The 25215-nt window shown below is 69.2% G+C and carries 21 protein-coding genes; 7 read left to right on the top strand and 14 right to left on the bottom strand.

Annotated features, from left to right (window positions below; genetic code table 11):
• The first annotated feature begins 1 nt into the window (after position 1).
• Positions 2 to 2188, top strand: coding sequence for a methylmalonyl-CoA mutase (gene scpA / locus BW730_RS16885; protein ID WP_077687289.1), 2187 nt, complete (start codon positions 2 to 4; stop codon positions 2186 to 2188).
• 126 nt (positions 2189 to 2314) lie between these two features.
• Complete coding sequence (locus BW730_RS16880; RefSeq protein ID WP_077687288.1) at positions 2315 to 2875, top strand: hypothetical protein; 561 nt, start codon at positions 2315 to 2317, stop codon at positions 2873 to 2875.
• A gap of 89 nt (positions 2876 to 2964) precedes the next feature.
• On the opposite strand, the gene BW730_RS18345 is transcribed toward BW730_RS16880, so the two are convergent.
• The 9 genes from BW730_RS18345 to BW730_RS16830 all read right to left on the bottom strand — a co-directional run bounded on the left by BW730_RS18345 (position 2965) and on the right by BW730_RS16830 (position 13875).
• On the bottom strand, positions 2965 to 3150 hold the full coding sequence (locus tag BW730_RS18345) for a DUF5302 domain-containing protein (protein ID WP_145952947.1): 186 nt from the start codon (positions 3148 to 3150) through the stop codon (positions 2965 to 2967).
• Positions 3151 to 3222: 72 nt separating this feature from the next.
• Positions 3223 to 4275, bottom strand: coding sequence for an LLM class flavin-dependent oxidoreductase (locus BW730_RS16875; protein ID WP_077687287.1), 1053 nt, complete (start codon positions 4273 to 4275; stop codon positions 3223 to 3225).
• Entirely contained in the window at positions 4272 to 5228 is a 957-nt protein-coding gene (locus tag BW730_RS16870) for a class C sortase (protein ID WP_226996873.1), read from the bottom strand. Before BW730_RS16870 ends, BW730_RS16875 begins: the two co-directional genes overlap by 4 nt.
• A gap of 64 nt (positions 5229 to 5292) precedes the next feature.
• Complete coding sequence (locus tag BW730_RS16865) at positions 5293 to 6726, bottom strand: SpaH/EbpB family LPXTG-anchored major pilin (protein WP_077687285.1); 1434 nt, start codon at positions 6724 to 6726, stop codon at positions 5293 to 5295.
• 54 nt (positions 6727 to 6780) lie between these two features.
• On the bottom strand, positions 6781 to 9132 hold the full coding sequence (locus BW730_RS16860; RefSeq protein WP_145952946.1) for a SpaA isopeptide-forming pilin-related protein: 2352 nt from the start codon (positions 9130 to 9132) through the stop codon (positions 6781 to 6783).
• 1765 nt (positions 9133 to 10897) lie between these two features.
• Positions 10898 to 11923: a class II fructose-bisphosphate aldolase gene (gene fbaA, locus BW730_RS16845; RefSeq protein WP_077687281.1), complete on the bottom strand. Its 1026-nt coding sequence runs from the start codon at positions 11921 to 11923 to the stop codon at positions 10898 to 10900.
• Between the two features lie 100 nt (positions 11924 to 12023).
• Entirely contained in the window at positions 12024 to 12572 is a 549-nt protein-coding gene (locus BW730_RS16840; RefSeq protein WP_145952945.1) for a hypothetical protein, read from the bottom strand.
• Positions 12573 to 12582: 10 nt separating this feature from the next.
• The gene (locus tag BW730_RS16835; RefSeq protein WP_077687279.1) at positions 12583 to 13233 is read right to left on the bottom strand and encodes a TrmH family RNA methyltransferase; all 651 of its coding nucleotides are present in this window, start codon (positions 13231 to 13233) and stop codon (positions 12583 to 12585) included.
• Positions 13234 to 13332: 99 nt separating this feature from the next.
• Entirely contained in the window at positions 13333 to 13875 is a 543-nt protein-coding gene (locus tag BW730_RS16830) for a YceI family protein (protein WP_077687278.1), read from the bottom strand.
• A gap of 91 nt (positions 13876 to 13966) precedes the next feature.
• On the opposite strand from BW730_RS16830, the gene BW730_RS16825 reads away from it, so the two are divergent.
• Positions 13967 to 14650 (top strand): DedA family protein, encoded by a 684-nt coding sequence (locus BW730_RS16825; protein ID WP_226996872.1) that lies wholly within the window; start codon positions 13967 to 13969, stop codon positions 14648 to 14650.
• 68 nt (positions 14651 to 14718) lie between these two features.
• Here BW730_RS16825 and BW730_RS16820 read toward each other — a convergent pair whose 3' ends face one another.
• The 4 genes from BW730_RS16820 to BW730_RS16805 form a co-directional block, all read right to left on the bottom strand.
• Positions 14719 to 15441 carry a LemA family protein gene (locus tag BW730_RS16820; protein WP_077687277.1) on the bottom strand — a complete coding sequence of 241 codons (723 nt, stop codon included), beginning with the start codon at positions 15439 to 15441 and terminating at the stop codon, positions 14719 to 14721.
• Positions 15442 to 15505: 64 nt separating this feature from the next.
• Positions 15506 to 16045: an orotate phosphoribosyltransferase gene (pyrE, locus tag BW730_RS16815; protein ID WP_077687276.1), complete on the bottom strand. Its 540-nt coding sequence runs from the start codon at positions 16043 to 16045 to the stop codon at positions 15506 to 15508.
• Complete coding sequence (locus BW730_RS16810) at positions 16042 to 16719, bottom strand: class E sortase (protein ID WP_158522717.1); 678 nt, start codon at positions 16717 to 16719, stop codon at positions 16042 to 16044. The genes pyrE and BW730_RS16810 overlap by 4 nt, the downstream gene beginning before the upstream one ends.
• 29 nt (positions 16720 to 16748) lie before the next feature.
• Positions 16749 to 17555: a spermidine synthase gene (locus BW730_RS16805; protein WP_077687274.1), complete on the bottom strand. Its 807-nt coding sequence runs from the start codon at positions 17553 to 17555 to the stop codon at positions 16749 to 16751.
• Between the two features lie 84 nt (positions 17556 to 17639).
• On the opposite strand from BW730_RS16805, the gene BW730_RS16800 reads away from it, so the two are divergent.
• A complete protein-coding gene (locus BW730_RS16800; RefSeq protein WP_077687273.1) occupies positions 17640 to 18938 on the top strand; it encodes an MATE family efflux transporter in 1299 nt (432 codons plus the stop codon).
• Here BW730_RS16800 and BW730_RS16795 read toward each other — a convergent pair.
• Positions 18900 to 19439, bottom strand: a complete 540-nt coding sequence (locus tag BW730_RS16795; protein WP_077687272.1) for an anthrone oxygenase family protein — start codon at positions 19437 to 19439, stop codon at positions 18900 to 18902. The genes BW730_RS16800 and BW730_RS16795 overlap by 39 nt on opposite strands.
• Before the next feature lie 68 nt (positions 19440 to 19507).
• On the opposite strand from BW730_RS16795, the gene BW730_RS16790 reads away from it, so the two are divergent.
• The 3 genes from BW730_RS16790 (at position 19508) to BW730_RS16780 (ending at position 25197) form a co-directional block, all read left to right on the top strand.
• Positions 19508 to 20116 carry a TetR/AcrR family transcriptional regulator gene (locus tag BW730_RS16790; RefSeq protein WP_077687271.1) on the top strand — a complete coding sequence of 203 codons (609 nt, stop codon included), beginning with the start codon at positions 19508 to 19510 and terminating at the stop codon, positions 20114 to 20116.
• A gap of 20 nt (positions 20117 to 20136) precedes the next feature.
• Positions 20137 to 21336 carry a PQQ-dependent sugar dehydrogenase gene (locus tag BW730_RS16785; RefSeq protein ID WP_077687270.1) on the top strand — a complete coding sequence of 400 codons (1200 nt, stop codon included), beginning with the start codon at positions 20137 to 20139 and terminating at the stop codon, positions 21334 to 21336.
• Between the two features lie 246 nt (positions 21337 to 21582).
• On the top strand, positions 21583 to 25197 hold the full coding sequence (locus BW730_RS16780) for an nSTAND1 domain-containing NTPase (RefSeq protein ID WP_145952944.1): 3615 nt from the start codon (positions 21583 to 21585) through the stop codon (positions 25195 to 25197).
• Positions 25198 to 25215 lie beyond the last annotated feature (18 nt).

The raw sequence follows: 25215 nt of genomic DNA, 5'->3' as shown, positions 1-25215 counted from the left end.
GATGACCACCATCCCCCGTTTCACAGATATTGAGCTGGGCACCGAGGCCGTCGCGGCCGACGGCGCCGCCGAGTACGAGGCGCTGAAGGACACCGCCGGCCACACCGCCGGATGGCAGACCCCGGAACACATCCTGGTCCCGCCGCTGTACGGCGACGCCGACCTCAAGGGCCTCGACTTCCTCAACACCGCCCCCGGCATCCCGCCGTTCCTGCGTGGCCCCTACGCCACCATGTACGTCAACCAGCCGTGGACCGTGCGCCAGTACGCGGGCTTCTCCACCGCCGAGGAGTCCAACGCCTTCTACCGACGCAACCTCGCGGCCGGCCAGAAGGGCCTGTCGATCGCGTTCGACCTTGCGACCCACCGCGGCTACGACTCGGATCACCCGCGCGTCTCCGGTGACGTCGGCATGGCGGGCGTCGCCGTCGACTCGATCCTCGACATGCGTCAACTCTTCGACGGCATCCCGCTCGACCAGATGTCGGTGTCGATGACGATGAACGGCGCGGTGCTCCCGGTGCTCGCGCTGTACGTGGTGGCCGCCGAGGAACAGGGCGTCAAGCCCGAGCAGTTGGCCGGAACCATTCAGAACGACATTCTGAAGGAGTTCATGGTCCGCAACACCTACATCTACCCGCCGCTGCCGTCGATGAAGATCATCGCCGACATCTTCGCCTACACGTCGGCGAACATGCCGCGGTTCAACTCGATCTCGATCTCCGGCTACCACATGCAGGAGGCGGGCGCGACGGCCGATATCGAGATGGCCTACACGCTCGCGGACGGCGTCGAGTACATCCGCGCAGGCGAGTCGGTCGGCCTGAACGTCGACCAGTTCGCCCCGCGACTGTCGTTCTTCTGGGCGATCGGCATGAACTTCTACATGGAGGTCGCCAAGATGCGCGCCGCGCGTCTGCTGTGGGCACGCCTCGTGCGACAGTTCGGCCCCAAGAACCCGAAGTCGATGTCGCTGCGCACGCACTCGCAGACCTCTGGCTGGTCGCTGACGGCGCAGGACGTCTACAACAACGTGATCCGCACCGCCGTCGAGGCGATGGGCGCGACCCAGGGCCACACCCAGTCGCTGCACACCAACGCGCTGGACGAGGCGATCGCGCTGCCGACCGACTTCTCGGCGCGCATCGCCCGCAACACCCAGCTCTTCCTGCAGCAGGAGTCGGGCACCACCCGCACCGTCGACCCGTGGGCGGGCTCCGCGTACGTGGAGAAGCTGACCGATCAGCTCGCCCGCAAGGCGTGGGAGCGGATCCAGGAGGTCGAGCAGGCGGGCGGCATGGCGAAGGCCATCGAGGCAGGCATCCCGAAGATGCGCATCGAGGAGGCCGCGGCCCGCACCCAGGCCCGCATCGACTCCGGTCGTCAGCCTGTGATCGGCGTCAACAAGTACCGCCTCGAGAACGAGGACGAGCTTGAGGTGCTGAAGGTCGACAACAAGTCGGTGCGCGCTGCTCAGATCGCCAAGCTCGAGCGCCTCCGCGCCGAGCGCGACGAGGCCGTCACCCAGGAGATGCTGGAGCGGGTCTCGTGGGCGGCCGCCAACCCCGACCCGACCGACCCCGACCGCAACCTGCTGAAGGTCGCCATCGACGCGGCCCGCGCGAAGGCGTCGGTGGGCGAGATCTCGGACGCACTGGAGAAGGTGTACGGCCGCTACACGGCCAACATCCGTACCATCTCTGGTGTGTACAACAAGGAATCGGGCTCGTCGGAGACGATCGAGCAGGCCCGCAAGCTGGTCGAGGACTTCGAGACCAAGGAGGGGCGCCGCCCCCGCATCCTGATCGCGAAGATGGGCCAGGACGGCCACGACCGCGGCCAGAAGGTCATCGCCACCGCCTATGCCGACCTCGGCATGGACGTCGACGTCGGCCCGCTGTTCCAGACCCCCGAGGAGGTCGCCCGCCAGGCCGTCGAGTCCGACGTCCACGTGGTCGGCGTCTCCTCGCTCGCGGCAGGTCACCTGACGCTGGTGCCCGCGCTGCGTGAGGAACTGGACAAGCTCGGCCGCGACGACCTGATGATCGTGGTCGGCGGCGTGATCCCGAGCCAGGACTTCGAAGAGCTCCGCCAGTCCGGCGCCGACGCGATCTACCCGCCCGGCACGATCATCCCCGAGGCCGCCGTCGATCTGCTGACGAAGCTGATCGCTCAGCTCGACGACTGATCCTCATCCGCGACGTGGGGTCGGCACTTCGGTGTCGGCCCCACGTCGCGTTTTTTGGCGTCCCCGACGTGACCCCTGCGCTCGCTACCGTGTTCCCGAATCACCCCACGACGACAGGGACCCACCATGCGCAAGCCCGCCATCATTGCCGTCCTGGCCGCAGCCGGCCTCACCCTCAGCGCCTGCGGCGCGGGGGAACCCAAGTACGAGGGCGCGCCGCCCGCCGACTTCGCGAAGGCGACCTGCTCGGGCTGGACGTCCTGGCAGCAGGCCGACCACGACCTGCTCAACCTCCCAATGACCCTCAGCGGCACCGGGGCCGAGCAGAAGGCCCAGGTCGTCGCGGCCGTTGACGAGTACAAGTCCCTGCTGACCGCTGCCCGCGACCAGGTCAAGGCGCCCGCCGTCGAGGAGGGTGCGACCTACGCGGCGATGTTCACCGACTTCTACGACTCGCGCATCAAGCTGATCGACGAGCGGATGGCCGAGTTCGAGTCCTTCCCCGACACGCTTGAGTTGAACAACGATCAGGTGCAACTCGAGGCTCTTGACGTCGCAACGGACATTGGACAGAACGGCACCACGCCGGGAGGGCCGCCGCCGTTCACGTCGATCAAGGATCAGGACATCCTGAAGGCGTTCGACGCCGAGCCGTCCTGCAAGGACTGGATCACCGTCATCGGCTGATCGACCGCCCAAAGCACGCAACCGCACCGCCGTTCCAAGTGGAGCGGCGGTGCGGCCGTATCGGGACCCCTGTCGGAGGTTTGGGCCGGTTAGCCCGACTTGCGGCGGAACTCGCGCTTCTGCGCGGCCTTGCCCTGCGAGTGGCCCTCGCCGCGCTCCGCGTCGATGCCGTGCGACGACGAGAAGTGCTCGCGCTGCTTCTTGCGTTCGAGCGCCTGCCGCATCGCTTCCTTGGGGTCGAGTCGTTCTTCCTGCGGCTTCTCGGATTCAGACATGGACCCAACGCTACCGGCGATCGCGGTCGGCCGCTCAGGATGCCGCAGGAACAGGCGCTCCGGCCGTTCGGATCACGCAGGGTCGCCCTCCACCGGACCCTCGCTGTTCGGCTTCCACCCGAGCGCGGGCGCGACATGCTTGGCGAAGGACTCGAGCACGTGCAGGTTGTAGGCGACGCCGAGTTGGTTCGGGACCGTCAGCATGACCGTGTCGGCGGCCTGGACGGCGGAGTCGGCCTTGAGTTGTTCGATCAGCGCGTCCGGCTCGGCGGCGTAGGTCTTCCCGAAGGTGGACTGGAAGCCGTCGATGATGCCGACCTGGTCGGAGCCCTCGTCGCGGCCGTCGCCGAAGTAGCGGGCGTCGAGTTCGTTGACGATCGGGAAGATGCTGCGGCTGACGCTGACCCTCGGTCGCCCGGTGTGGCCCGCCTCGCGGTACGCCAGCCGGAACGCCTCGATCTGCTCGGCCTGCAACTCGTGGAAGGGCTGCCCGGTGGCCTCCGTCAGGAGCGTTGAACTCATCAGGTTCAGGCCCATCCGGCCGGTCCATTCGGCGGTGCTGCGCGTGCCGCTGCCCCACCAGATGTGCTCAGGCAGCGTCGGCGAGAGCGGCTCGATGCTCAGCCTGCTTCCCGCGGGCGTCTGGCGCGGGTCGCCGTCGACGACCTTCTCGCCGTTGATCGCCGACCAGAACAGGTCGAACTTGTCGCGGGCGAGGTCGGCGCCGCGGGGGTCGCTCGACCCGGTGTAGCCGAACGCCTCGTAGCCGCGCAGCGCGGTCTCCGGGCTCCCACGGCTGACGCCGAGCGCGACCCGACCGTCTGAGAGCAGGTCGAGCGCGCCCGCCTCCTCTGCGAGGTAGAGCGGGTTCTCGTAGCGCATGTCGATGACGCCGGTGCCGACCTCGATCCGGCTGGTCCTTGCGGCCATCGCCGACAGCAGCGGCATCGGCGACGCCGCCTGCCGCGCGAAGTGGTGGACGCGCACATAGGCGCCGTTGACGCCCAACTCGTCGGCACCGACGGCCAGGTCGACCGTCTGCTTGAGCATGTCTGCGGCGCCGCGCGTCTGCGACCCGGGCAGTGGCGAGTAGTGCCCGAAGGACAGGAATCCGAAAGCTCTCATGCCTGGTTCAACGACGCGGACTCGGGGAAGATTCCCGAACTAGTGGAATGTTCAACTTTTCTGTTCTGTGGCCCGACGCGGCGCCTCGGGAACCCGGTCGACACCACCAGGGCCAGCCAGCCGACGCATGCCCCGCCCAGGATGACGCTCCACCACGGGAACCCGGGGATCTCTGGGCGCTCCCCCGCCCTCTGCAGGTCGATCGCCGGGGTCGGCAGGATGCGCTCCCCTGTGACCAGATAGCGGTGGGTGTTGATGCCGAGCGGGGTGCAGGTGACGAGGGTCACGAGGTCCTGCCCGAACTGCGGGACCAGCGCCTGCGTCTCGTCCGGCTCGATGGTCTGCGTCTCGCGGACGCGGTAGGTCAGGACCGTCCCGAACGTCTCGATCGTGAACGTGTCGCCGACCTTGAGGTTCTGCAGGTCGTTGAAGAGCGTCGCGGACGGCAACCCGCGGTGGGCGGTCAGGACCGAGTGTTGCGACCCTCCGCCGACGGGAAAGGAGGTCCCCTGCAGGTGGCCGACGCCCTTCTCGAGCACGGCGTCCGTCGTCCCGTGGTAGATGGGGAGGTCCACCTGGATGGCGGGAATGCGCAGCCGCCCGATCATGCCGGCGCCGGCGTCGAGGATGGAGCCGTAGGCGACGGCGTCGCCCGGCCCGTCACCCTGGGGAATGTTGCTCCCGGGCGAGACCAGCGCGCCCGAGATCAACTGGTCGTTGAACTCCACGGCGCGCTTGATCTCGGCCGCAAGCCGCTCAGGAGGGCCGTCGTCCACGACCCCGTCGAGGGCCTCGATGACGCGGGACTGGTTGTACTGGGCGAACCACGAGGCCACGCTCGGGTAGCCCATCACGAGCAGGCCGAGCAGGGCGAGCGCCCCGATCCCCGCGTTCAGCCACGGCATCCGCCATCCGGGCCGACCGGCGGCGCGGCGTGGGCCATTCGTCGACATCGTGTCTCCCTCTACACGGCTCGACGCGGGGCAGGCACCAGGCCTGCCCCGCGACGGGTGATCCTCAGTTGGTCGCTGCCCGGCGACGCGCGACGACGCCACCGATCACGATGGCCGCGACGACGAGCAACGCGCCGCCGCCGCCGAACACGGCGGTGCCGACCCCACCGGTGAGGGGAAGGTTCGGGCCGCCCTGCTTCGTGTTGGGCACGTCGACCACGACCGGCGTCACTCCGCCGTTGTCGACCGTGACCTCGCGCCACACGGCGTCACCGGTCGGCAGCACGTAGCCAGCCGGCGCCTTGGTCTCCTTGATCCAGTACGTCTCGCTGAGATCGTCGTCCTTGCCGACCCACAGGCCGGTGAAGGTGATGAGGCCGTCCTCACCGGTGGTCGCCTCGGTGATCTTGGTGCCGTTCTTGGCGTCGTACAACTCGAAGACCGCACCCTGGAGCGCCTGCGACGCGTCCTTCTGGTTGAACTTGTGGATCTGGATGGAGCCGAAGTTCACCTTGGGGATGTTGGTCTTGACGGTGGTGTCGTTGGTGTTGACGAACGCCTCGTTGGTGATGGCGCCGGGGGCGACCACCTCCGCGACGGTGGTGGGGAGCGTCACGACGACGTCGGTGTCTGGCTCGAGGCGGCTGAGCGCCCCGGTCAGGGAGACGACGACCTTTGCGCCCTTGACCGCCTGCCCACCGGCGGGGGTGACGGTGTAGTCGGTGCCCGCGACCAGCGTCGCGCCCTTGTAGGTGACGACGATCGTGTCGGTGTCGACCTGCAGTCGGGGGTCGAGCTGATCGGTGATCTCAAAGGTGCGGTAGGTGTCGCCGCTCGCGATCTGGGCGACCGGCGCGGTGATCTTCCACTCAACGGTCGAGCCAAGCACAAGGGCCTTGCCGGGGTCGGCAACTTCCTTGGTCGGCGTCGTCTCGTTCAGCTTGTTCTTGGGGTAGACGTGGACGTCGTAGATCCACTTGCTGCTCACGTCGTCGGGGAAGGGAACCGACACGAAGAAGTCTGGGACCTTCGAGACGATCGGGTGCGGGCCGGAGTCGGTCTCGCGCACCAGGAAGAACCCCTTTGCGATGCCGGGGAGCGTCACGGAGCCGTCGGCCTGCGTCACAACGGTCTGCGGCGCGCCGAGCCCGAAGGGGCTGGTGAGGGGCGTGGCGGGGTTGAGGCCCTGGATCAGGGCCCAGTCCTCTGGCTTCGTCAGGTCGATTGGCGCACCGTTGTGGGTGACGGGGGTCACCGTGAACGTGACGCCCGCCAGCGGTGAGCCTGGCGCGGGGGCGAGCGCGTTACCGTCGCCGGCCTGGCCTCCGGTGGCGGTCGGGTCGCCCTCGTGCTTGTGGATGGTGAGGCTCGTCGGCGCCGTCGGGTCGATGTTGCCGGGGCCTGGGGCGGCGGTCGCGGTGAGCACACCGGCCGTGGCGAGCACAGTCGCTCCGAACCCGACGAGCAGCCGTCGCCAGGTGGTCCTGCTAGCAGACATTGCGGTTTCCTTCTCCTTGTGGCCCGTGGGCCGATGCTTCGATGGATGTGTGGTTCAGGGGGTGGGGCGAAGCCGACGACGGCCGTACCTGGTGGCCTGCATGGCCCCAGCCAGCAGCACGACGGCCGCGCCGATCAGGACGAGGTGGTCGCGCCCGAGGCCGCCGGTGAAGGGGAGCCGCGGCCCCGCGTACGGCGAGTTGCGGAAGGTTCCCAGGTCGACGCTCAACGCGGTGGCCGAGACGGTGAAGGGATGGGCCGTCGGGTCGACGATGTAGCCGGGCGGGGCCTTCGACTCGACGAGGGTGAACGCCCCCCAGCGCAGTCCCTCGACCGCGAACGCTCCCCCGCGGGGGTCTCGGTCGGCTCCGGTGCACTGGGTCGCGTCGGGCGCGATGCAGTCGGTGACCTCCGTGCCCGCCTCGTGCCCGGGGCCGGTCAGTCGCCAACTGGACCCAGACAGTGCGACCGTCCCGTCGGGGCCGCTCTTGTGCCACGTCGCCTTCGCGGGCGTCGGCGTGTTCGCCTGAGCGCCCTTGTCGATGACCTGCATGGCGCTCGTCGCATCGACCGTGAAGCTGAAGCCTGCGGACCCGATGTAGCCGGTGGGTGCCCGGGTCTCCGTGACGGTGTACCCGCCTGCCGCCAGGTCCTTGAGCAGGAAGCGTCCCGCCACCGGGTCCTGGTCGGGCCCGGTGCACGCGGCGACCGAGGCGGCGACGCAGTCCTCGACGGCCGTGCCTGGCGAAGGGCTGCCTGGCCCGACGATCGCCCAGGCCGAGCCGCCGATCAGCACACCTGTGGACGCGTCCACCTTGCTCCAGGCGACGCTTCCGAGCTTCTTGGTGGTGTTGGTCACCGTCACCGTCGGAGGCTGCGTCGCGGTCGCCGCGACGGCTGGGGAGAAGAGCGGGGCCCCGTCCCACTGGTAGGAGTGGTCGGCGGCGACCGGGAACGTCGGACGGGTCTCCGTCAGTTCGCCGCAGGACGCGCCGAGGGGGATCTTGTGCGCGAGCGTCGACGTCCACGTCCCGCCGGCCGGAATCGGCCCCCAGGCCCCGGTCACGACCTCAGTGCCCAGGGTGCACTTCCAGGTGCCCGAGTAGGTCGCGGCGGGGTCCGCCGTGCTGCCCGCGGCGAGCCGCTTGGTGACGGCGAAGTTCCCGTAGACGCGCTCGACGTCGTTGGTCACCGTCGCGACGCCGACCATCCCTGCCGTCGTGATCCGCACGGCCGCTGCCGGCTCGGCCCAGTATGCGTTGAACTCCGCGAGCGACCCGACGCTCTCCTCGAGGGACGTGACGCCGTCGGCGGTGTCCCAACCCCAAGTGGACTTGTACACCACCTTGACGCACAGCGCCGACACCGGCGTCGCGAGCGTGATGCCCTGGTCCGCGGTGCGCAGGGCGTAGTCCCCCGAGAGGGTGCCGGAGGCGACCGGCGTCGCGCCGTAGGTCGCCGTCGCGCAATTGCCGTTGGCCGGGTTCGCCGTGAAGACGTCGTAGTCCTTCGGGCGGCCGGAGCCGCTGTCCTGCCGAGGGGTGAGCCGGATGCGGCCGAGATTGACCGGCGTCGCGCCCAGCTTCACGATGACGTGGTGCGGCGGTGGGAGCTTGGTCGGCGACCACTCCGTGTGCCAATAGGTGTTCGGATTGCCGTCCAGCACGAGCGCGCCCGGGCCGTTTGGCAGTTCCCTCGTGTCCTCTGCGCTGCTGACCGCAGCGACGGACATCTGGCTCTGGGGGATGGCGTTGAAGTACCACCCGGCTGGCGCGTAGGTGGGCGCCTTCCAGGCGTACGACGAGTTCGGCAACCCTGCGGTGGGCGCGTCCTCGAGGACCCGGCAGACCACACCCACCGGGGTCTGATCGTAGGCGGGCCCCGACGTCGAGACGATGGTTGCCTTACCTGCGCCTGTCCGCCTCCAGGTCCCGGCCGAGACCGTCAGTCCGTCCGGGCTGGTGCAGGCGTACTTTCCTGTGAAGACCGTGGTCGCGGCGCCCGCGGGGACCGCCGCCGTCAGCGCCTTCTCGATCGACAGCGTGCCCATCGGCTTTGCGGTGTTGGTGAAGGTGCATTCGACGACGGAGCTCGACGATGGGATCGTGACGGTCCCGTCGAGCGAGGCAGCGACCGTGGAGCCCGTCTTACGATCCACGCAGGCGAGGCTGCGCGTGTAGGCGTCGAGGGTTCCGGGCGATCCGGGGGTCATTGCCTCGGCGACCCGGTACTTCACCCCTCCGATCACGGGGAGCGGGCCCGCCTGGCCGCCCTGCACCCCGAGCGTCGTTCCGCTGGTGACGCCGGTGCTGGCCTCGGTGCCGTTGCGGAAGATGTTGAGCTCGAACTGGTCGTTGGGGTAGTTGCGGCTCTTGATGTCCTTCTTGACACTCAGGGTCGGCGGCACGTTGCAACTGGCGAGGGTCACCGCTGGAGGCGGGCGAAGCGCCTCCGACCGCCGCGTCGCCGCCGACCTTCTCCCACGTCGCAGGGTGGTACTGGCGCGCGATGGTCTGCGTGCCCAGGTAGATGCCGCCGGTCGAGTTGAACGCGATCCCGTTGACGCCGACGAAGCCGGTCAGCTTCTGGGTGAACGACTGCGACGTCGGCATCTGCCGGTCGCCGCCGTTGGTCACCGCCGCGAGGACGGCCGCCGTGACGGAGAAGAGGGTCGTCGTGCCGTCCGCGGTGCTGCTGCGCAGGATGAAGAGGTTGCCTGCTGCGTCGAAGGCGATGTCGCCGTTGAAGCTGCCCGACATTCCCAACTCGACCCATCCGACGCGGGACGTGACGCCCGTCTCGGGCACGAACTTGTCGATGTAGAAGCGGCTCCCGACGTAGCCACCGAAGTAGTAGGCCTGGTCGGACGGGTTGACGTCACCCGCGATGAAGTACGCGCCGGCCGATGAGGAGAAGGTGTTGGTGGTGGGGTGCCAGTTGAGTCCGTCGAAGTACCACATCGTGACCGAGGTCGAGTTCGCGCTCTGCTCGTAGGCGTAGACGCGCCCACCGCCCGCGCCGATCCCCAGCCCGTTGAACCGGGTAACACCCGGCGCCTTGTTTCCGACGTTCGTGACGCTGGTTCCGGAGACGACCTTCAACTGTCCGTCGTTTGTCAGGGCGTAGTACGTGTCCGGTGCGCACGTGAGCCCTGCCCTGTCCGGGCCGACGAACTCGTTCGCATAGAAGTCCCCCGCATCGACGTTGCCGTAGACGTCGCCACTCGCCCCCAACTCAGCACCTTCGGGTCTGTCGACTTCCAGGTCTGGGTTCGGCCATTCCAGGTCCAGGAGCTAGGCGCGGTGGGGGTGATCGTGACGCGTGAGAGGAACGAAGGGCGGCTGAATGCGTCGAACACCAGTTGGTACTCGCCAGGGTCGGGGTCCTTGTCCGCGGTGGCGGAACAGTCGCCGACGCAGTCGGCAACCTGCCGCGTGCCCTGCTGGTCGCTGAACGCGACGGTGTAGGTGCCGCCGCCTGTCAAGGCGTTGCTCGCGGAGTTCCGGGTCTCCCAGTACAGGTACGTGTTCGAGAGGGAGACGTTCTCTGGCCCCGTCCGGCCATACTCCACCGGCGTTGCCGCCGGGTGGGGGTACAGAGCGGTCGCGGCGCTCAAGCCGAGGAGGACGCAGAGCAGCCCGGCGACGACCGCGCGGACACCCCTTCCCGATACCTCGATCGACCTCGAATGTGCTCGACGCGACACGTAACCCTCCAGCCCCCAACACCCAGACGGGCGTTCTCCTACGGGGCGTAGTCAAACCCAGGAAGGGGAGCCTTCTCAAGTGCCGTGACCGACGGCGAAACACCTCGTCGGAGCCCCGTTCACCCGCTCTGGCTTGCGTCGACAGCCAGCAGGCCGGACCCACTGCTAGATACCCAAAAGTGCTAGCCACACCGGAGTGGAGGACGGAGGTGGACTACCCGGGCGTGTCGGAACTCGTCATCACACGCCCCGGCGCGGTCTCCCCGTTGGGCGCGGATCGGGACCGGAGTATTCACCCGCAACTTCACCCATCACTTCACCCGAGTCGCTCGCCACCCCATCGCCCCAGCCGGACGGGCTCGACCTCGACCCGCACCCCCGCCTCGTCGCGAGGGACCCCTGGGACATGCGAAGAGGCCGGCCCCCGAAGGGACCGGCCTCTTGTCTAGATCAGGCTGTGATCAATTCACTTGCCGAGCGAGGTGCCCGCCGAGCGGAGCTGCTGGCAGGCCTCGACGATGCGCGCGGCCATGCCGGCCTCGGCCGCCTTGCCCCATGCGCGGGGGTCGTAAGCCTTCTTGTTGCCCACTTCGCCGTCAATCTTCAGGACGCCGTCGTAGTTCTTGAACATGAAGTCCGCCACGGGACGCGTGAACGCGTACTGGGTGTCGGTGTCGATGTTCATCTTGATGACGCCGAAGTCGACCGCGTCCGAGATCTCCTGGGCGGTCGAGCCCGAGCCACCGTGGAACACGAGGTCGAACGGCGACTCCTTGCCGTACTTCTGGCCGACGGCCTCCTGGATCTCCTTGAGGACCTCGGGGCGCAGCTTGACGGCACCCGGCTTGTACACGCCGTGCACGTTGCCGAAGGTCAGGGCCGTGATGTAGCGACCCTTCTCGCCGAGGCCGAGAACCTCGATGGTGCGCAGGCCGTCCTCGACGGTGGTGTACAGCTTGTCGTTGATCTCGGCCTTGACGCCGTCCTCTTCGCCGCCGACGACGCCGACCTCGATCTCGAGGATGATGTTGGCCTTCGAGGTGCGCGCGAGCAGCTCGTCAGCGATCTGCAGGTTCTCCTCCATGGGAACGGCGGAGCCGTCCCACATGTGCGACTGGAACAGGGGCAGCTCGCCGCGGGCGACGCGCTCCTCCGAGATGGCAAGCAGCGGACGGACGAAGCTGTCCAGCTTGTCCTTGGGGCAGTGGTCGGTGTGCAGCGCGACGTTGATCGGGTAGTTCTTCGCGACCTCCTGAGCGAACGCGGCGAACGCTGCGGCGCCTGCAACCTTGTCCTTGACGGTGGGGCCGGAGAAGTACTCGGCGCCGCCGGTCGAGACCTGCAGGATGCCGTCCGAGCCAGCCTCGGTGAAGCCCTGGAGCGCGGCATTGAGGGTCTGCGAGGAGGAGACGTTGATGGCCGGGTAGGCGAACTTGCCTGCCTTGGCGCGATCGATCATCTCCGCATAGACCTCGGGAGTTGCGACTGGCATGAAAGCCCCTTTTCTCGATGAGTCGGTTCGCTCCTAGCCTATCGCGTCCGGTCCTCCCGCGACACGGCGGGGGGTGGCTCGCGGACACCGAACGAGGGCGTCAGAAGACATTGTCGAGGGCCTCGGTATCGAGGCGGACCCGGCCGAGGGAATACGCCTGCGCCGCCGAGTCGATGACTGCTGGGGTCGCGTCGAGGAAGCTCACCGGCACCCGGGCGATCTCCTCGCCGCGGGCCTCGACGCTGAGCACCGGCCCCGCGCCGAAGTTGCGGCCCGCGAGCCGGAAGCGGGTGATCTCTGCCCAGTCGACCTTGACGGGGGTCGCCGGGTTCGGGAAGACGAACTCGATCCCCTGCGGGTCGAGGTAGAAGGCATCGCCCTCGGGGATGAGGCCGAGGTCGCGCTTGGCGCGACGCAGCGCGTCGACCGTGACGAGGAACCAGAAGGCGGTCGACAGCACCCACAGCACCACGATGGTGACCGTCCATCCGGCCGACCAGGTCTTGCCGAACAGAAGGATGAAGACGATCAGGAGGACGAGCGAGATCACGGAGGTGATGAGGCGCATCCGCAGCGCGCCACGCTGTCGGGTGACGCGGGCGGCCGTCGGAAGCGGCGTGAGACCGGCGACGAATCGCGATGGCTGCATGCGCGTCACTCTAGCGGTCGGGAAGTGCGGGGCGCGGGTCTGCGTGCTGCAGGCTCCAGTGGTACATCGCGATCGCGGCGGCGGCGCCCGCGTTCATGGAGCGGGTCGAGCCCTTCTGGGTGATCGCGACGAGGCGCTCGCAGCCTGCGACCATCGCGTCCGTCAGGCCGGGGCCCTCCGAGCCGAAGATCAGACAGCAGTCGGCAGGTAGGGCGTTGTCCTCCAACGCGACCGAGCCCTCCAGGTTGTCGACGCCGACCGCTGCGATGCCGCGCTCCGCGAGGTAGCCGAGCAGCGAGGCCTCGTCCTCGTGGTGATGGACGTGCAGGTAGCGGTCGGTGACCATCGCGCCGCGCCTGTTCCACCTTCGCCTACCGACGATGTGCACGGCGGCGACGTTGAAGGCGTTGGCGGTGCGGACCATCGACCCGATGTTGAAGTCGTGCTCCCAGTTCTGGATCGCGACATGCAGCCGGGAGCGCGTGGTGTCGAGGTCCTCGACGATCGCCTCTAGGCGCCAGTAGCGGTAGCGGTCGACCACGTTGCGGCGGTCCCCGTCGCGCAGCAGGTCCGGGTCGAGACGGTCATCTTCCGGCCACGGCAGCGGATGCGGTCCGACGCCGACCGTCGGCGCGGTGGGGTCGATCGTCGCGTCGCTCATGTACCGAGCGTGCCCGACGTACCCAGGTCGCGCCAACTCGAAGCCCCGGACGCGAAACGACCCCGGCGCCAAGGCCGGGGTCGTCTGAGATGTCGCGGATCAGGCCTGCTGGATGGCCGAGATCTCGAGCTCGAGGGTGACCTTGTCCGAGACGAGGAAGCCGCCGGTCTCGAGCGCGGCGTTCCAGGTCAGCCCGAACTCGGAGCGCAGGATCTGCGTCGAGCCCTCGAAGCCGACGCGGATGTTGCCGAAGGGGTCCTTGGCGGAACCTTCGAACTCGAGCGGGAAGGTGACGGCCTTGGTGACGTCCTTGATGGTCAGGTCGCCGGTGACGTTGACGACGTTGCCCGCGATCGAGAAGGCGGTGCCGACGAAGGTCATGTGGGGGAACTGCTCGGCGTCGAAGAAGTCGGCCGAACGCAGGTGCGCGTCACGGTCGGCGCTGCGGGTGTCGACCGAGCCGGTGTTGATCGTGACCTCGAGCTTGGTGTTCTCGGGGTAGGCGCCGTCGACGACGGCCTGGCCCTCGAACTCCTGGAAGGAGCCGCGGACCTTGGTCACCATCGCGTGGCGGGTGACGAAGGAGAAGGTGGTGTGGGCCGGATCGAGGACGTAGGTGCCCTTGAGCTCATTGAGGTTCATTGGAGGTGCCTTTCAAACGCTGGTGACTCAACGGTAACAAATACTGATTGACATTTCAACTACTAGTTGACGAGGGGTCTAGATTTGCTCCGTGAACCTGCTTCAACTGGCCCCGCTCCTGCTGCCCGCCTGGCTCGATCCGGAGTTCCTGATCAACGCGATGGGCAACTGGGCGCTGTGGGGCTGCGCCTTCATCATCTTCGCCGAGTGCGGCCTCTTCTCGATCCTGCCGGGCGACTCGCTGCTCTTCACGATCGGTATGTTCTCCGCCATCGGCAGCGTGCACCTTGTTGAGTCACCGTTCGGCACGCTCGCCCTGGCCTGCCTCGTCCTGACGGTTGCCGCGATCGCGGGCAACGTCGCAGGCTACTGGCTCGGGCGAGTGATCGGCCCTCCCCTGTTCAAGCCCCGCGAAGGGCTGATGGGCAAGCTCTTCAACCAGAAGTACGTCGATCGCACCAGCGCCTTCTTCGACCACTACGGCTCGCGGGCCCTGATCCTCGCCCGTTTCGTGCCGATCGTGCGCACCTTCGTGACGCTTGTCGCCGGCGTCGCACACATGCGTTTCCGCACCTTCATCACGTACTCGGCCATCGGTGGGGTCCTCTGGGCGGTCGGGGTCTCGGTGCTCGGCTACTTCCTGGGCAGCGTCTCCCTGATCCGGGACAACATCGACCTCGCGCTTGTGCTGATCGTGCTGGTCTCGCTGATCCCGATGGGCGTCGAGTACCTGCTGCACAAGCGTCGCTCCAAGCGCGGCGGCGCCGCCGCCTGAGCCTCGGCTCCTGGCACGCAGAAGGCCCCCGGGACTCTGGTCGAGTCCCGGGGGCCTTGTGTTGCGGCTCAGTTCTGGAACGGTGGCCGATCCGCGTTCTGCTGCTCCGGCTGGTACTGCTGCTGCTGCGGCGCCTGCACCGGGTTGTTCACCTGCTGGGGCGCGATCTGCTGCTGGCCGGTGTCGGCCGGGCGCTGCGAGATCTCGCCGAAGTTGACGTCGGGCGCCTGGCGGGCGATCGGGTCGTTGAGCTCGAAGTAGGTGGCCTTCTCGAACTTGGCGAAGTTGGCGATGATGTTGCTCGGCACGGACTCGACCTTGGTGTTGTACTCGCGCACGTTGGCGTTGTAGAAGCGCCGCGCCGCCGCGATCCGGTCCTCGGTGTCGGTCAGCTCCCGCTGCAGTTCTACGAAGTTCGTGTTCGACTTCAGCTCGGGGTAGGCCTCGACGGTGACCAGCAGGTTGGTGACCGCCTGCGAGAGCTGGGCCTCGATCTCGGATCGCTGGTCGCTCGGCTGGCCGCCGCTCTGCCCGGCGAGCGCACGCGCCTGGTTGCGAAGCGAGGTGATCTGCTCGAGCGTGTTGCGCTCGTGCGCCGCGTAGCCGCGCACGGTCTCGACCAGGTTGGGGATCAGCTCGTAGCGGCGGTTCAGCTCGACGTCGATCTGGCGCCACGATTCCTGAATCGTGTTGCGGCTACGCACGAAGCCGTTGTAGGCGCTCACGCCCCACCCGACGACTGCGAGCGCGATCACGAGCAGGATGATGAGGATGATCACGACTGTGGTCACGTTGCTCTCCTAACGTTTGGCAATCACGGTAGCGGACCACCGGAGCGTTGTGCGGATTAGTGGATCAGAGTCCGAGATCGGAAAGGCCGACGGCGTAGCGGTACTCCAGGCCCTCGGCGCCGACGACCTCCGCGGCGCCCGTGCCACGGTCGACGACCACCGCCACCGCGACGACCTCACCGCCCGCCTCCCGCACAGCCTGGACGGCCGTCAGGGCCGATCCGCCGGTCGTGGAGGTGTCCTCGACGACGAGCACGCGACGCCCTGCGACCTCGGTTCCCTCGATCCGGCGCTGCATGCCGTGCGCCTTGGACTCCTTGCGCACCACGAACGCGTCGAGCCGTCCGCCGGCGGCCGCCTTGGCGTGCAGCATCGCGGTGGCGACGGGGTCGGCGCCGAGCGTGAGCCCGCCGACGGCGTCGAAGTCGAGGTCGGCGACCAGGTCGTTCATGACCCGCCCGACGATCGGCGAGGCGACGCCATCGAGGGTGACGCGCCGCATGTCGACGTAGTAGTCGGCCTCCTTGCCCGAGGCGAGGGTGACCTTGCCGTGCACGACGGCGAGGGTGGAGATCTGTTCGATCAGGTCGGTGCGGTCGCTCATCTGTTCTCCGTCTTGGTGAGGGTGCCGAAGCCGACGGCACGGTCGGGGGTGTCGATCACGTCCTCGGCCGTGGTCAACGTCAGGAAGGCCTGCGTGGCGACGACGTCGCTCTGTCCAGGCACGGGGTCGAGCACCCAACTGGCGTCCTCGGGGACCGTCAGGTCGCCCGGCGCCGAGGTGAGCGTGTAGGTGAAGATCGCGTGCTCGGTCTCGATGATGACCTCGTCGCCCTTTTCGAGTTCGAAGATCCGCTTGAACGGCTCGCCGTTGGTGACGCGGTAGCCGGCGAGCGCAAAGTTGCCGACCTGCCCGGGAAGGGCGGTCCCGGGGTACCAGCCGACGCCGCGACCGAGGTCCTGCGCCTCGACGCCGGCGATGATGGGCCGCTCGAGGCCGAGCTTGGGGATCCGCAGCAGCCAGGCGGCCTGATGCGCGGCAGGTTGGTCGATGACGATGGGTTCCCCCTCCGCGGGAGCCGGGGTCGGCGAGTCGGCCCACCGCTGGCGGAGTTCCGCGACGGCCTGCCCGGTCGCCCGGTCGGCGAGCACGTTGGTGCCCAGATACTGCCATCCGAGGAAGCCTGCGCCTGCGACGATCGCCACGAGCACGACGATCAGCAGCACGAGGAGCGGGGACCGTCCCGTCTTGGCTGGCATCGCCCGCTTGGCATTCACGGGGCCCATTGTTGCAGGTCGGCCCCAGCTCACCAGCCGCGACCGAGCGGGCCCGGCGAGGGTTCGGCGGCCTCGTCGCGCAGCGCAACGGCGCCGCCCGGCCAGTCGCGCGCCTCGCGTCCCGTGATCCAGCGGTACCCGATCGTCAGCTTGGCCGACTCCCGCTCGATGCCCGCGGAGTCGGGTCGCACGTCGCTGGCCACGAGCACCAGGTTGCCGAACCGCTTGCCCTTGGCGACCACGGGTTCCATCCCGATCAGGAGGTTGCGCCACCGCTCCGCGAGGCCCCCGGCGAGGTGCTTCGACCACGCGAAGGGCGACCGATCCGTGACGTTGAAGACGGCGACCGCCCCGCCCCTGCAGATTCGCCGCACCTCGTCGAGCGCCTCCTCCGTGGCGAGTTCGCCCGGCACCTGGGCACCGTCGAAGGCGTCGACGATCACGACGTCGGCCCACTGGTCCGGCATGGCGGATAGCCCCGTCCTGCCGTCGACGTCGCGCACCTTGATGCCCGAGCGCGGCGGCAGCGGGATCTTGCGGCGGACCTCCTCCGTCAGCAACGTGTCCGGCTCGCAGACGACCTGAGCGGTGCCGGGCCTGCGCCACGCGACCCAGCGCGGCAGCGACATGCCAGCTCCCCCGATGTGAACCACGCGCAATCGCTGCGCCGCGGGCGTGTTCAACACGGTGTGGTCGAGCACCATCGCGATGTGCTGGACGTACTCGAAGGCGAGGAAGTCCGGGCGATCCGGGTCGACCCAGGACTGGGACGTCGGCCCGAACCGCACCCAGAAGGCGCCGGGGTGGTCCCGGTCGGGGAACAGTCGCTCGCTCATCCGAACGAGCCTAGCGGCCCCGTCGGCGGGCCGGGCGGGCGAAGAGGTCGGCCGGGAGCGACGGCGGGCTAGGCTGACGCCGTCATGAGCCTCACCCGTCGCATCCTCTCCCTTGCCGTGCCCGCCTTCGCGGCGCTGCTCGCGCATCCGCTGATGCTGCTGGCCGACACCTGGATCGTCGGGCGACTCGGGACGGTGGAACTCGCGGGGCTGAGCATCGGCAGCGGCCTGCTGCTGACGGTGGTCGGACTGTCGATCTTCCTGGCATACGGATCGACGGCGGTCGTGGCCCGGTTCGTCGGGGCGGGCGACGCGCGCCGCGGCCTCGAGATGGGCGTCCAGGCGATGTGGGTCGCCGCGGCCCTTGGCGCGCTGCTGGCGATGGCCATGTGGCCGCTCGCGCCGTGGCTGTCGACCGCGCTGGGCGCCGGGCCAGACGTGCTGCCCTTCGCCGTCGACTACCTGCGCTGGTCGCTGCCTGGCCTGCCGGGCATGTTGGTGATGCTCGGCGCGACCGGAACCTTCCGGGGACTCTCCGACGCCACCACGCCGCTGGTGATGTCGATCGGCGTCGCCGCGCTCAACCTGCTGCTGAACCTGGTCTTCGTCTTCGGCCTCGGCATGGGCATCGCAGGCGCGGCACTCGGCACGGCGATCGCCGAGACGGTGCTCGGCGCGACGGCCGCGTCGATCGTCACCGTCAAGGCCCGACGCCGCGGCGCGCGCCTCGCGCCGGCGTGGGCAGACATGCTGCACAGCCTGAGCGTCGGCTTCCCGCTGTGGGTCCGCACCCTGCTGCTGCGGGCCGCGCTGCTGCTGACCACCTACGTGGCCGCGGCCCAGGGGGCGGCGGCGCTCGCCGCCCACCACATCACCATGAACGTGTGGAACCTGCTCGCCTACGCGCTCGACGCGCTCGCGATCGCCGGGCAGACCATCATCGCGACGGCCCTGGGAGCGGGCGACCGGGACGAGGCACGGGTCTTCACCACGAAGATGATCCGCTGGTCGATCGGCGCGGGCGTGCTGCTCGGGCTCGCGGCCATCGCGCTGCGCGGGCCGATCGCGGCGGCCTTCAGCACCGACGCCGACGTGCGCCGCATCGTCGGGTACCTGCTGCTGGTGGCGGGCGGGACGCTCGGCCTGGCTGGCTACGTCTACCTGCTCGACGGCGTCCTGATCGGCGCGGGGGACGGCCCCTATCTCGCGAAGGCGGGCGCGATCAACCTCGCTGTGTACGCGCCCCTTGCGCTGATCGGCCTGACGCTCCCCCATGGCCTGCCAGCGCTTCTGTGGCTCTGGGGCGCCTTCACGCTCGGCTTCATGGGAGCCAGGGCCGTGACGCTAGGCCTCCGCGCCCACGGGGACCGCTGGCTCTCCTGAGCCGACGCGCCGGGAGCGGGGCGCGTTGCCCGCAAGCGCCACCGCGCAGGCAAGCGCCGCGAGCACGACTCCACTGACGACGGTGCGCACCAGGTTCCAGACCTGCCATCTGCCCGAGTAGCTCGACCAGACCTCCGCAGGGTCGTCGACCTCGACGGTGGCGAGCCAGTCGTTGAGCGGCAGGTTGAACGAGTTGGTCAGCAGCACGACGCCCAGCACGTAGACGACCGCCGCCACGCCAGCGACGATGGCCGCGCGCCGCCGCCCCGACCACAGCAGCAGCGCCCCCCACACGAGCGCGACCACCGGGGTCAGGAAGAAGCCAGCGAAGAAGACGGGGTTGCGCACCGACTCGTTCATCGCGTTCATGGCGTCGATCGCCGCCTGCGGGGCCAACGTGTCCAACCCCCACAGCGTGGAGCACACCCACGCGTAGAAGAATCCGAAGGCCGCACCCGCGAAGACCACCGGGACGACCCCAATCGCTTGCCATCTGTTCATGACCACTCCTTAATTGAACGTCTTGGTTTAATTAAATAATCGTACCTTGGAGTACAGTTAGTCAAGTGATGGCACGAGGACGACCCAGGGCCGACGAGGTCGGCGCCCGCAGAGAGGCGATGCTCGACGCGGCGCTCGAACTGCTGATCGCCGACGGCCCAGATGAGCTGACCGTGTCGGGCGTCGCCGAGCGGGCCGGCGCGTCGAAGGCGACGGTCTACACCTGGTTCGGCGGCCTGGAAGGCCTCGTGTCCGCCGTCGTCGAACGGGAGGCGGATGCCTCCGCCGAGGCGGTCAAGGCCGCGCTGGGCGGGCGGTCCACGGTGCGCGACACCTTGGAGGCCTACTGCCGCGGGCTGCTCGGCCTGTTGACCGGCCCCCGGTCGGTCGCGATGAACAGGGCCGCGATGACGTCGGCAGAACTCGCCCGCGTGCTGCTCGCCGGCGGCAGGCACCGGGTCGGCCCACTGGTGGAGGACTACCTCGCCGGGGCGGCCGCCGACGGCGAACTGCGCATCGACGACATCGGCAACGCCTACCGCCTGCTGTACGGGCTCACCGTCCGGGACGCCCAGATCCGCGTGCTGCTCGGCGAGCCCGCTCCCGACGCCGACCAGATCCGGGCGACCGCCGCCGAGGCGGTAGACGTCTTTCTGGGTGTGTACGCGCTGCGCTGACCAGCGGGTAACGTCGTGGCATGAGAGCACGAACCGTCGTCGCCCTACTCGCCTCCACCGCCCTCGCCGCTGCCTGTTCCGGCCCCCAGGAGCAACCGAGCGCCCCGGCGACGACCACCACGCCCGAGGCCACGACCGCCGCCCCTTCCGGCGCAGCATCCCCGACACCCTCGTCGCCCGCTCCGAGCCCCACGCCGACGGGACACACCTTCGAGGTCGTGGAACACGAGGCCTTCGACGAACCCTGGGCGATGGTCGCGCTCCCCGGCACCGACCTGCTCGCCATCACGGAGAAGGGCGGCGCCCTGAAGTTGCGCGGCCCGGAGGGCGTCCGTGAGGTCAGCGGTGTGCCGGAGGTCACCGTCACCACACAGGGCGGCTTCGGCGACATCATCGCCGGCCCGACCTTCGAGAGCGACGGCGCGGTGTACCTCAGTTGGGTCGAGGGCTCTGGCGGCTCGAGCGGGGCTGTGGTCGCGAAGGCGCGCCTTGACGTCGACGCCGCCACCCTCAGCGACATCACGAAGATCTGGGAGCAGACTCCCAAGATCGACGGCGGCGGGCACTACTCGCACCGGCTCGCCATCCATGACGACCACCTCTACCTCAGCTCAGGCGATCGTCAGCAGTTCTCCCCGGCGCAGGAGTTCGACTCGAATCTCGGCAAGATCCTGCGCCTGACGCTCGACGGGCAGCCCGCGCCGGGCAACCCCTTCCAGGAGGACATCCCGGTCTCCCAGCAGTTCTGGACCATCGGCCACCGCAACCCGCTCGGCCTCGCCTTCGACGCCGACGGCCGGCTCTGGTCGAGCGAGATGGGCCCCAAGGGCGGCGACGAGGTCAACCTCATCAAGCCAGGCCTCAACTACGGCTGGCCCGAGGCCTCCAACGGCTCCAACTACGACGGCTCGGACATTCCCGACCACGCGCCAGGCGACGGCTTCGAGGCGCCGAAGGTGTCCTGGAACCCGAGCATCTCCCCCGGCTCCCTGATGATCTACCAGGGCGATGCGTTCCCCGCCTGGCGCGGCGACGCGTTCATCGGTGCGCTCTCCGGCGAGGCGCTGATCCGGATCGATCTCGACGGCGAGGCGGCGACGCTGGCCGACACGTGGCCGATGGGTGCGCGGATCCGAGAGGTGGAGCAGGGGCCCGACGGCGGCATCTGGCTGCTGCAGGATGGCGCGGGCGGGAAGTTGCTCGAACTGCGCGGCGCCTGACGTCGGCCGGGATGCCCCCCAAATCCATCCCGACCGACGCATGGGCCGGCCCAGGCCGACCCACGCGCCCCAGCCAGCCGGCCGGTGTACTCGAGCCTCGCTATGGATCAACCAGGTCTTAGTACACCCCCACGGTAGGCACCGACCGCCCCAACATCCAGCCGTACGGTGTACGAGTCCGTACGGGTAACGACCAATAGGTGACCGCGTGCCGTACGGAATCGGCATGGGTGGTTAGCTGCTTGCATGCAGTCACCTGGCTCACGCGAGGAATTGGTCGCGCTGCTAGCCAAGGCGCGGAAGGCACGCGGCATCTCCATCCGCCACGCGTCGACCCTTGTGGCGCTCCCGGCCTCGACCGTACAGGGATGGTTCGAGGGCAAGCATCTGCCGACGCACGCGCTCACGCCGAAGTTCCTGGAACTGCTCGGCCACCTGGGTCTGACAGCGGACGACGACGCCGAGGATCGCTGGCTCGGCACCATCGCGGCGCTGCGGACGATGCGCACGATCGCCGAGACGCCGTACGCCGGGCTTGGTCCGTACACCCCCGAGCAGGCGGGCCTGTATTTCGGTCGAGAGCAGTCGCTGCGCAAGCTCGTCGAGGCCTGCCTCCGGCCGACGCAGGACGACGCGGCGCGCGTCGTCTTCCTGCTCGGGGAGTCCGGGTCGGGCAAGACCTCGCTGCTCGCGGCAGGGCTGATCGGCCGCGAGACGGCGCCGGGCGGCGCCCTGCACCACCTCAAGCCGATGCGGATCGGCCCGGGCGACATCGCGACCATGAAGGTCCCGACGACCCCGACCCTCCTGGTGGTCGACCAGTTCGAGGACCTCGACCGGCTCGACACCGCGGGGCAGCGCGAGGCGGTGGCACGCCTCAGCACGCTGCCCCCCAGCGTGGTGTGCGTGATCGGGCTACGCGCAGACGCGATCGGCCTTGCGATGCGCGACGAGTGGCTCTCCCGCGACCTGAGCAGCCCCGTCGTGCTCGGCCCCGTCTCCCAGGAGTGCTACGTCCGGATCATCGAACAGCCGTCGCTCAGACATGGGCGAAGCGTCTCCCCCGAACTGACACAACTGCTGCTCCGCGACATCAAGGCGTACGGCGAGCCGGCCGCAGGGGTCGTGCTTCCGCTGCTGTCGAGCGTGCTTCGCCGCTGCTGGGAGACCTCCTCGGGCGGGTCGCTGACGCCAGCGGACTACTTCACGACCGGCGGCCTCTGGTCGGCGCTCAACCGCGAGGCCGACTCGATCTACGAGTCGTTCACGCCCGCACAGCAGGAGACGGCCCGACGCCTGCTCCTCTCGCTCCTCAACGTCGACGGCACGGCTGCGCTGCGTCGGCGGATCCCCGTCGCGGCGCTCACCCCCGAGATGGCCTCCGTCGCGGAGCCCTTCGTCGCCTCCCGCATCCTGCTGCGCATCGACGACCAACTGGAGGTGTCCCACGACGCGCTGCTGCTGCACTGGCGCCGCCTGGCGGAGTGGGTCGAGGGCGCGCAGGCGACCCTGCTGCTCGGGCGCCGCATCCACCTCGCCGCGCAACTCTGGGACGAGGGCGGCCGCACCAAGGACGCCCTGATGCCAGCGGAGGCACAACTGTGGCAGGCGTGGGCCGACTCCGACGAGGCGACGGTGCTCTCGCGCGCCGAGCACGACTTCATCGACGCCAGTTGCGCGGAGGGGGAGGCTGCCCTCGTCGAGCAGCGCCACACCATCTCGCGGATCCGCAGGCGCCAGAACATCGCCCTTGTCGCGGGAGGGTTGGCGGTGGCGATGGCGGTCGCCGCGATCTTCGCCTCCTTTCGCTCTGAGGACTACCGGCAGCAGGGCGAGGCGACCACCCGGGCCGCCCAGTCCCGCCAGATCGCCCTGATCAGCGACGAGGTGCGCTCGACGTCTGCGAACCTCGCGGGCCAGTTGAGCGTCGCGGCATACGCGCTCGACGACAACGTCCAGACCCGCTCGAGCGTGCTCACCTCTGCCGCCTCTGGCGTCCCGACCCGGGCGACCGGCCCGACCGGCAACACCATGGTCGCGGTCAGCGCGGACGCCCGGCTCATCGTGCGGGCCGACAGCGAGGGCGTGCTCAGCATCTGGCGCGACGGCACCCTGACCGCGCCCCCGGCCACCGTGCACAGCGACGGGGAGCAACTGTTCGCGCTCTCGCTACGCCAGAGCGGAGGAAGGGACCAGGTGATCCTCGGCGGGCAGCGGACCGCCTCGGTGTGGGACGTCACCGACAAGCCGCGCGAACTGGCCGAGTTCGGCGCCGACACCGTCGGCTACAGCGCCGCCTGGCAGGGCGACGTGGCGCTGGTCGGGACGCTGGACGGTTCCGTCCGCCGCGTCGACCTGTCGGCCCCGGAGTCGCCCAAGCGGCTCCCCGACCTCACCATCGGTGCGGAGACCGCCGTGACCGGCCTGGCGGCCAACGACCGCTTCGTCCTGGCTGGTGGTCGCCGCGACCGGATCGAGGTGTTCGACCGCTCGGGCGCCGCGCAGGAACCGCTGGCCTTCTCCGGAACCGTGCTCGGCATCTCCGCGTCGCCCGACGGCGAGCAGTTCCTGGCAGGCTCAACTGTGCGGGAGGCGACGCTCTGGGACGGCGCGACGTTGGGGCGACTGCTGAGCATCCCCACATCCTCGGTGGTGAACTCGGTCGCACACCTGGGCGACTCGCTGCTGGTGGCCGGGGCCTTCGGCACGGTCGAGGAGTACGACACGACGGGGCACCTGCTCGGCATCTTCCCCGGTCGAAGCACCGTCACGAGCGTCAGCGGCAGCGGCGCCAGCGTCGTGGCCGGTTCGAGCGAGGGGGAGACGAGCCAATGGAGCCGCCCCGACCTGGGCGCCATCCTCACCTCTCCCGAGGGCGTCATCCACTACGACGTCATCCGCAGCGACGCGGGGCTGCTCATCGGCACCGACCGCGGCGCCGTGATGATGACGGACACGCCGCGCGGCTGGGAGCCCCTGCCGATCGACCCGCCCCCGGCCGGCTCCGCCTACAACGCCTACTACGCCATCGACGCCGCTGGAGGCACCCTCGTCAACCAGACCGACGCGGGCGAACTCGTCACGCTGACGCTGCGCGACGGCGCCTACCGGGTGACCGGCACCCAGCCGCTGCCGACCGGCCTGGTCGACATCCAGCTCTCTCCCGACGGGAACCTGTTGGTGGTCGGGTACCGCGGCCAGGCGGGCTACCGGCTGTACCGGACAGGCGAGCATGGCTGGTCGGAGGTCGAGCGCCTTGACGGGTGGCCCAGTTCGTCCGCGTTCAACGCCGACAGCACCCTGTTCGCATGCATGACCCGCGACGGGAAGGGGTTCAACCTCTGGCAGGTCGACGGGGACACGCCGCGGCTTGTCTCCACGAGCGCCTCCGACCGCCACACCGTGCCGATCAGCTTCAACTTCGCCCCCGACGGCGACCTGGCGATCGGCGACGACGCAGGCATCGTGGCCATCTACGACCTGACAGATCCCGCGACCCCGCGCATGACGGCCCAACTGGGCGACGCCAGGTCCTCGCTCTCCCAGTTGCAGTTCTCCGAGGACGGCGACCAGCTCCTCGCGGCGTCGAGGGCTGGCGACCTGTGGGTCTGGCGGCACGCCGCCAAGCGCTGGGCGCTCGACCTGATGCTGCGCCCGGGCGGCGACATGGTCACGGGCGTCGACACGTTCGCGGGCAAGTTCGTGATGTCGCTGGACGACGGTCGCACCGTCGCCTGGGAGGACGACCCGGTCGTCGCTCGCGGCCAACTGTGCGCGGGCTTCGGCGCCCCGCTGTCGGAGGACGAATGGGCGCGGCTCGTGCCGGGGGTCGCCTACATCGACGGCTGCAACCCCGGCTGACCACGGCCTCTTGGCTCG

Source organism: Tessaracoccus aquimaris, assembly GCF_001997345.1.
Lineage (GTDB): Bacteria > Actinomycetota > Actinomycetes > Propionibacteriales > Propionibacteriaceae > Arachnia > Arachnia aquimaris.
Note: the sequence above shows the minus strand (reverse complement) of the source record. Positions and strands in the feature narration are given on the sequence as shown.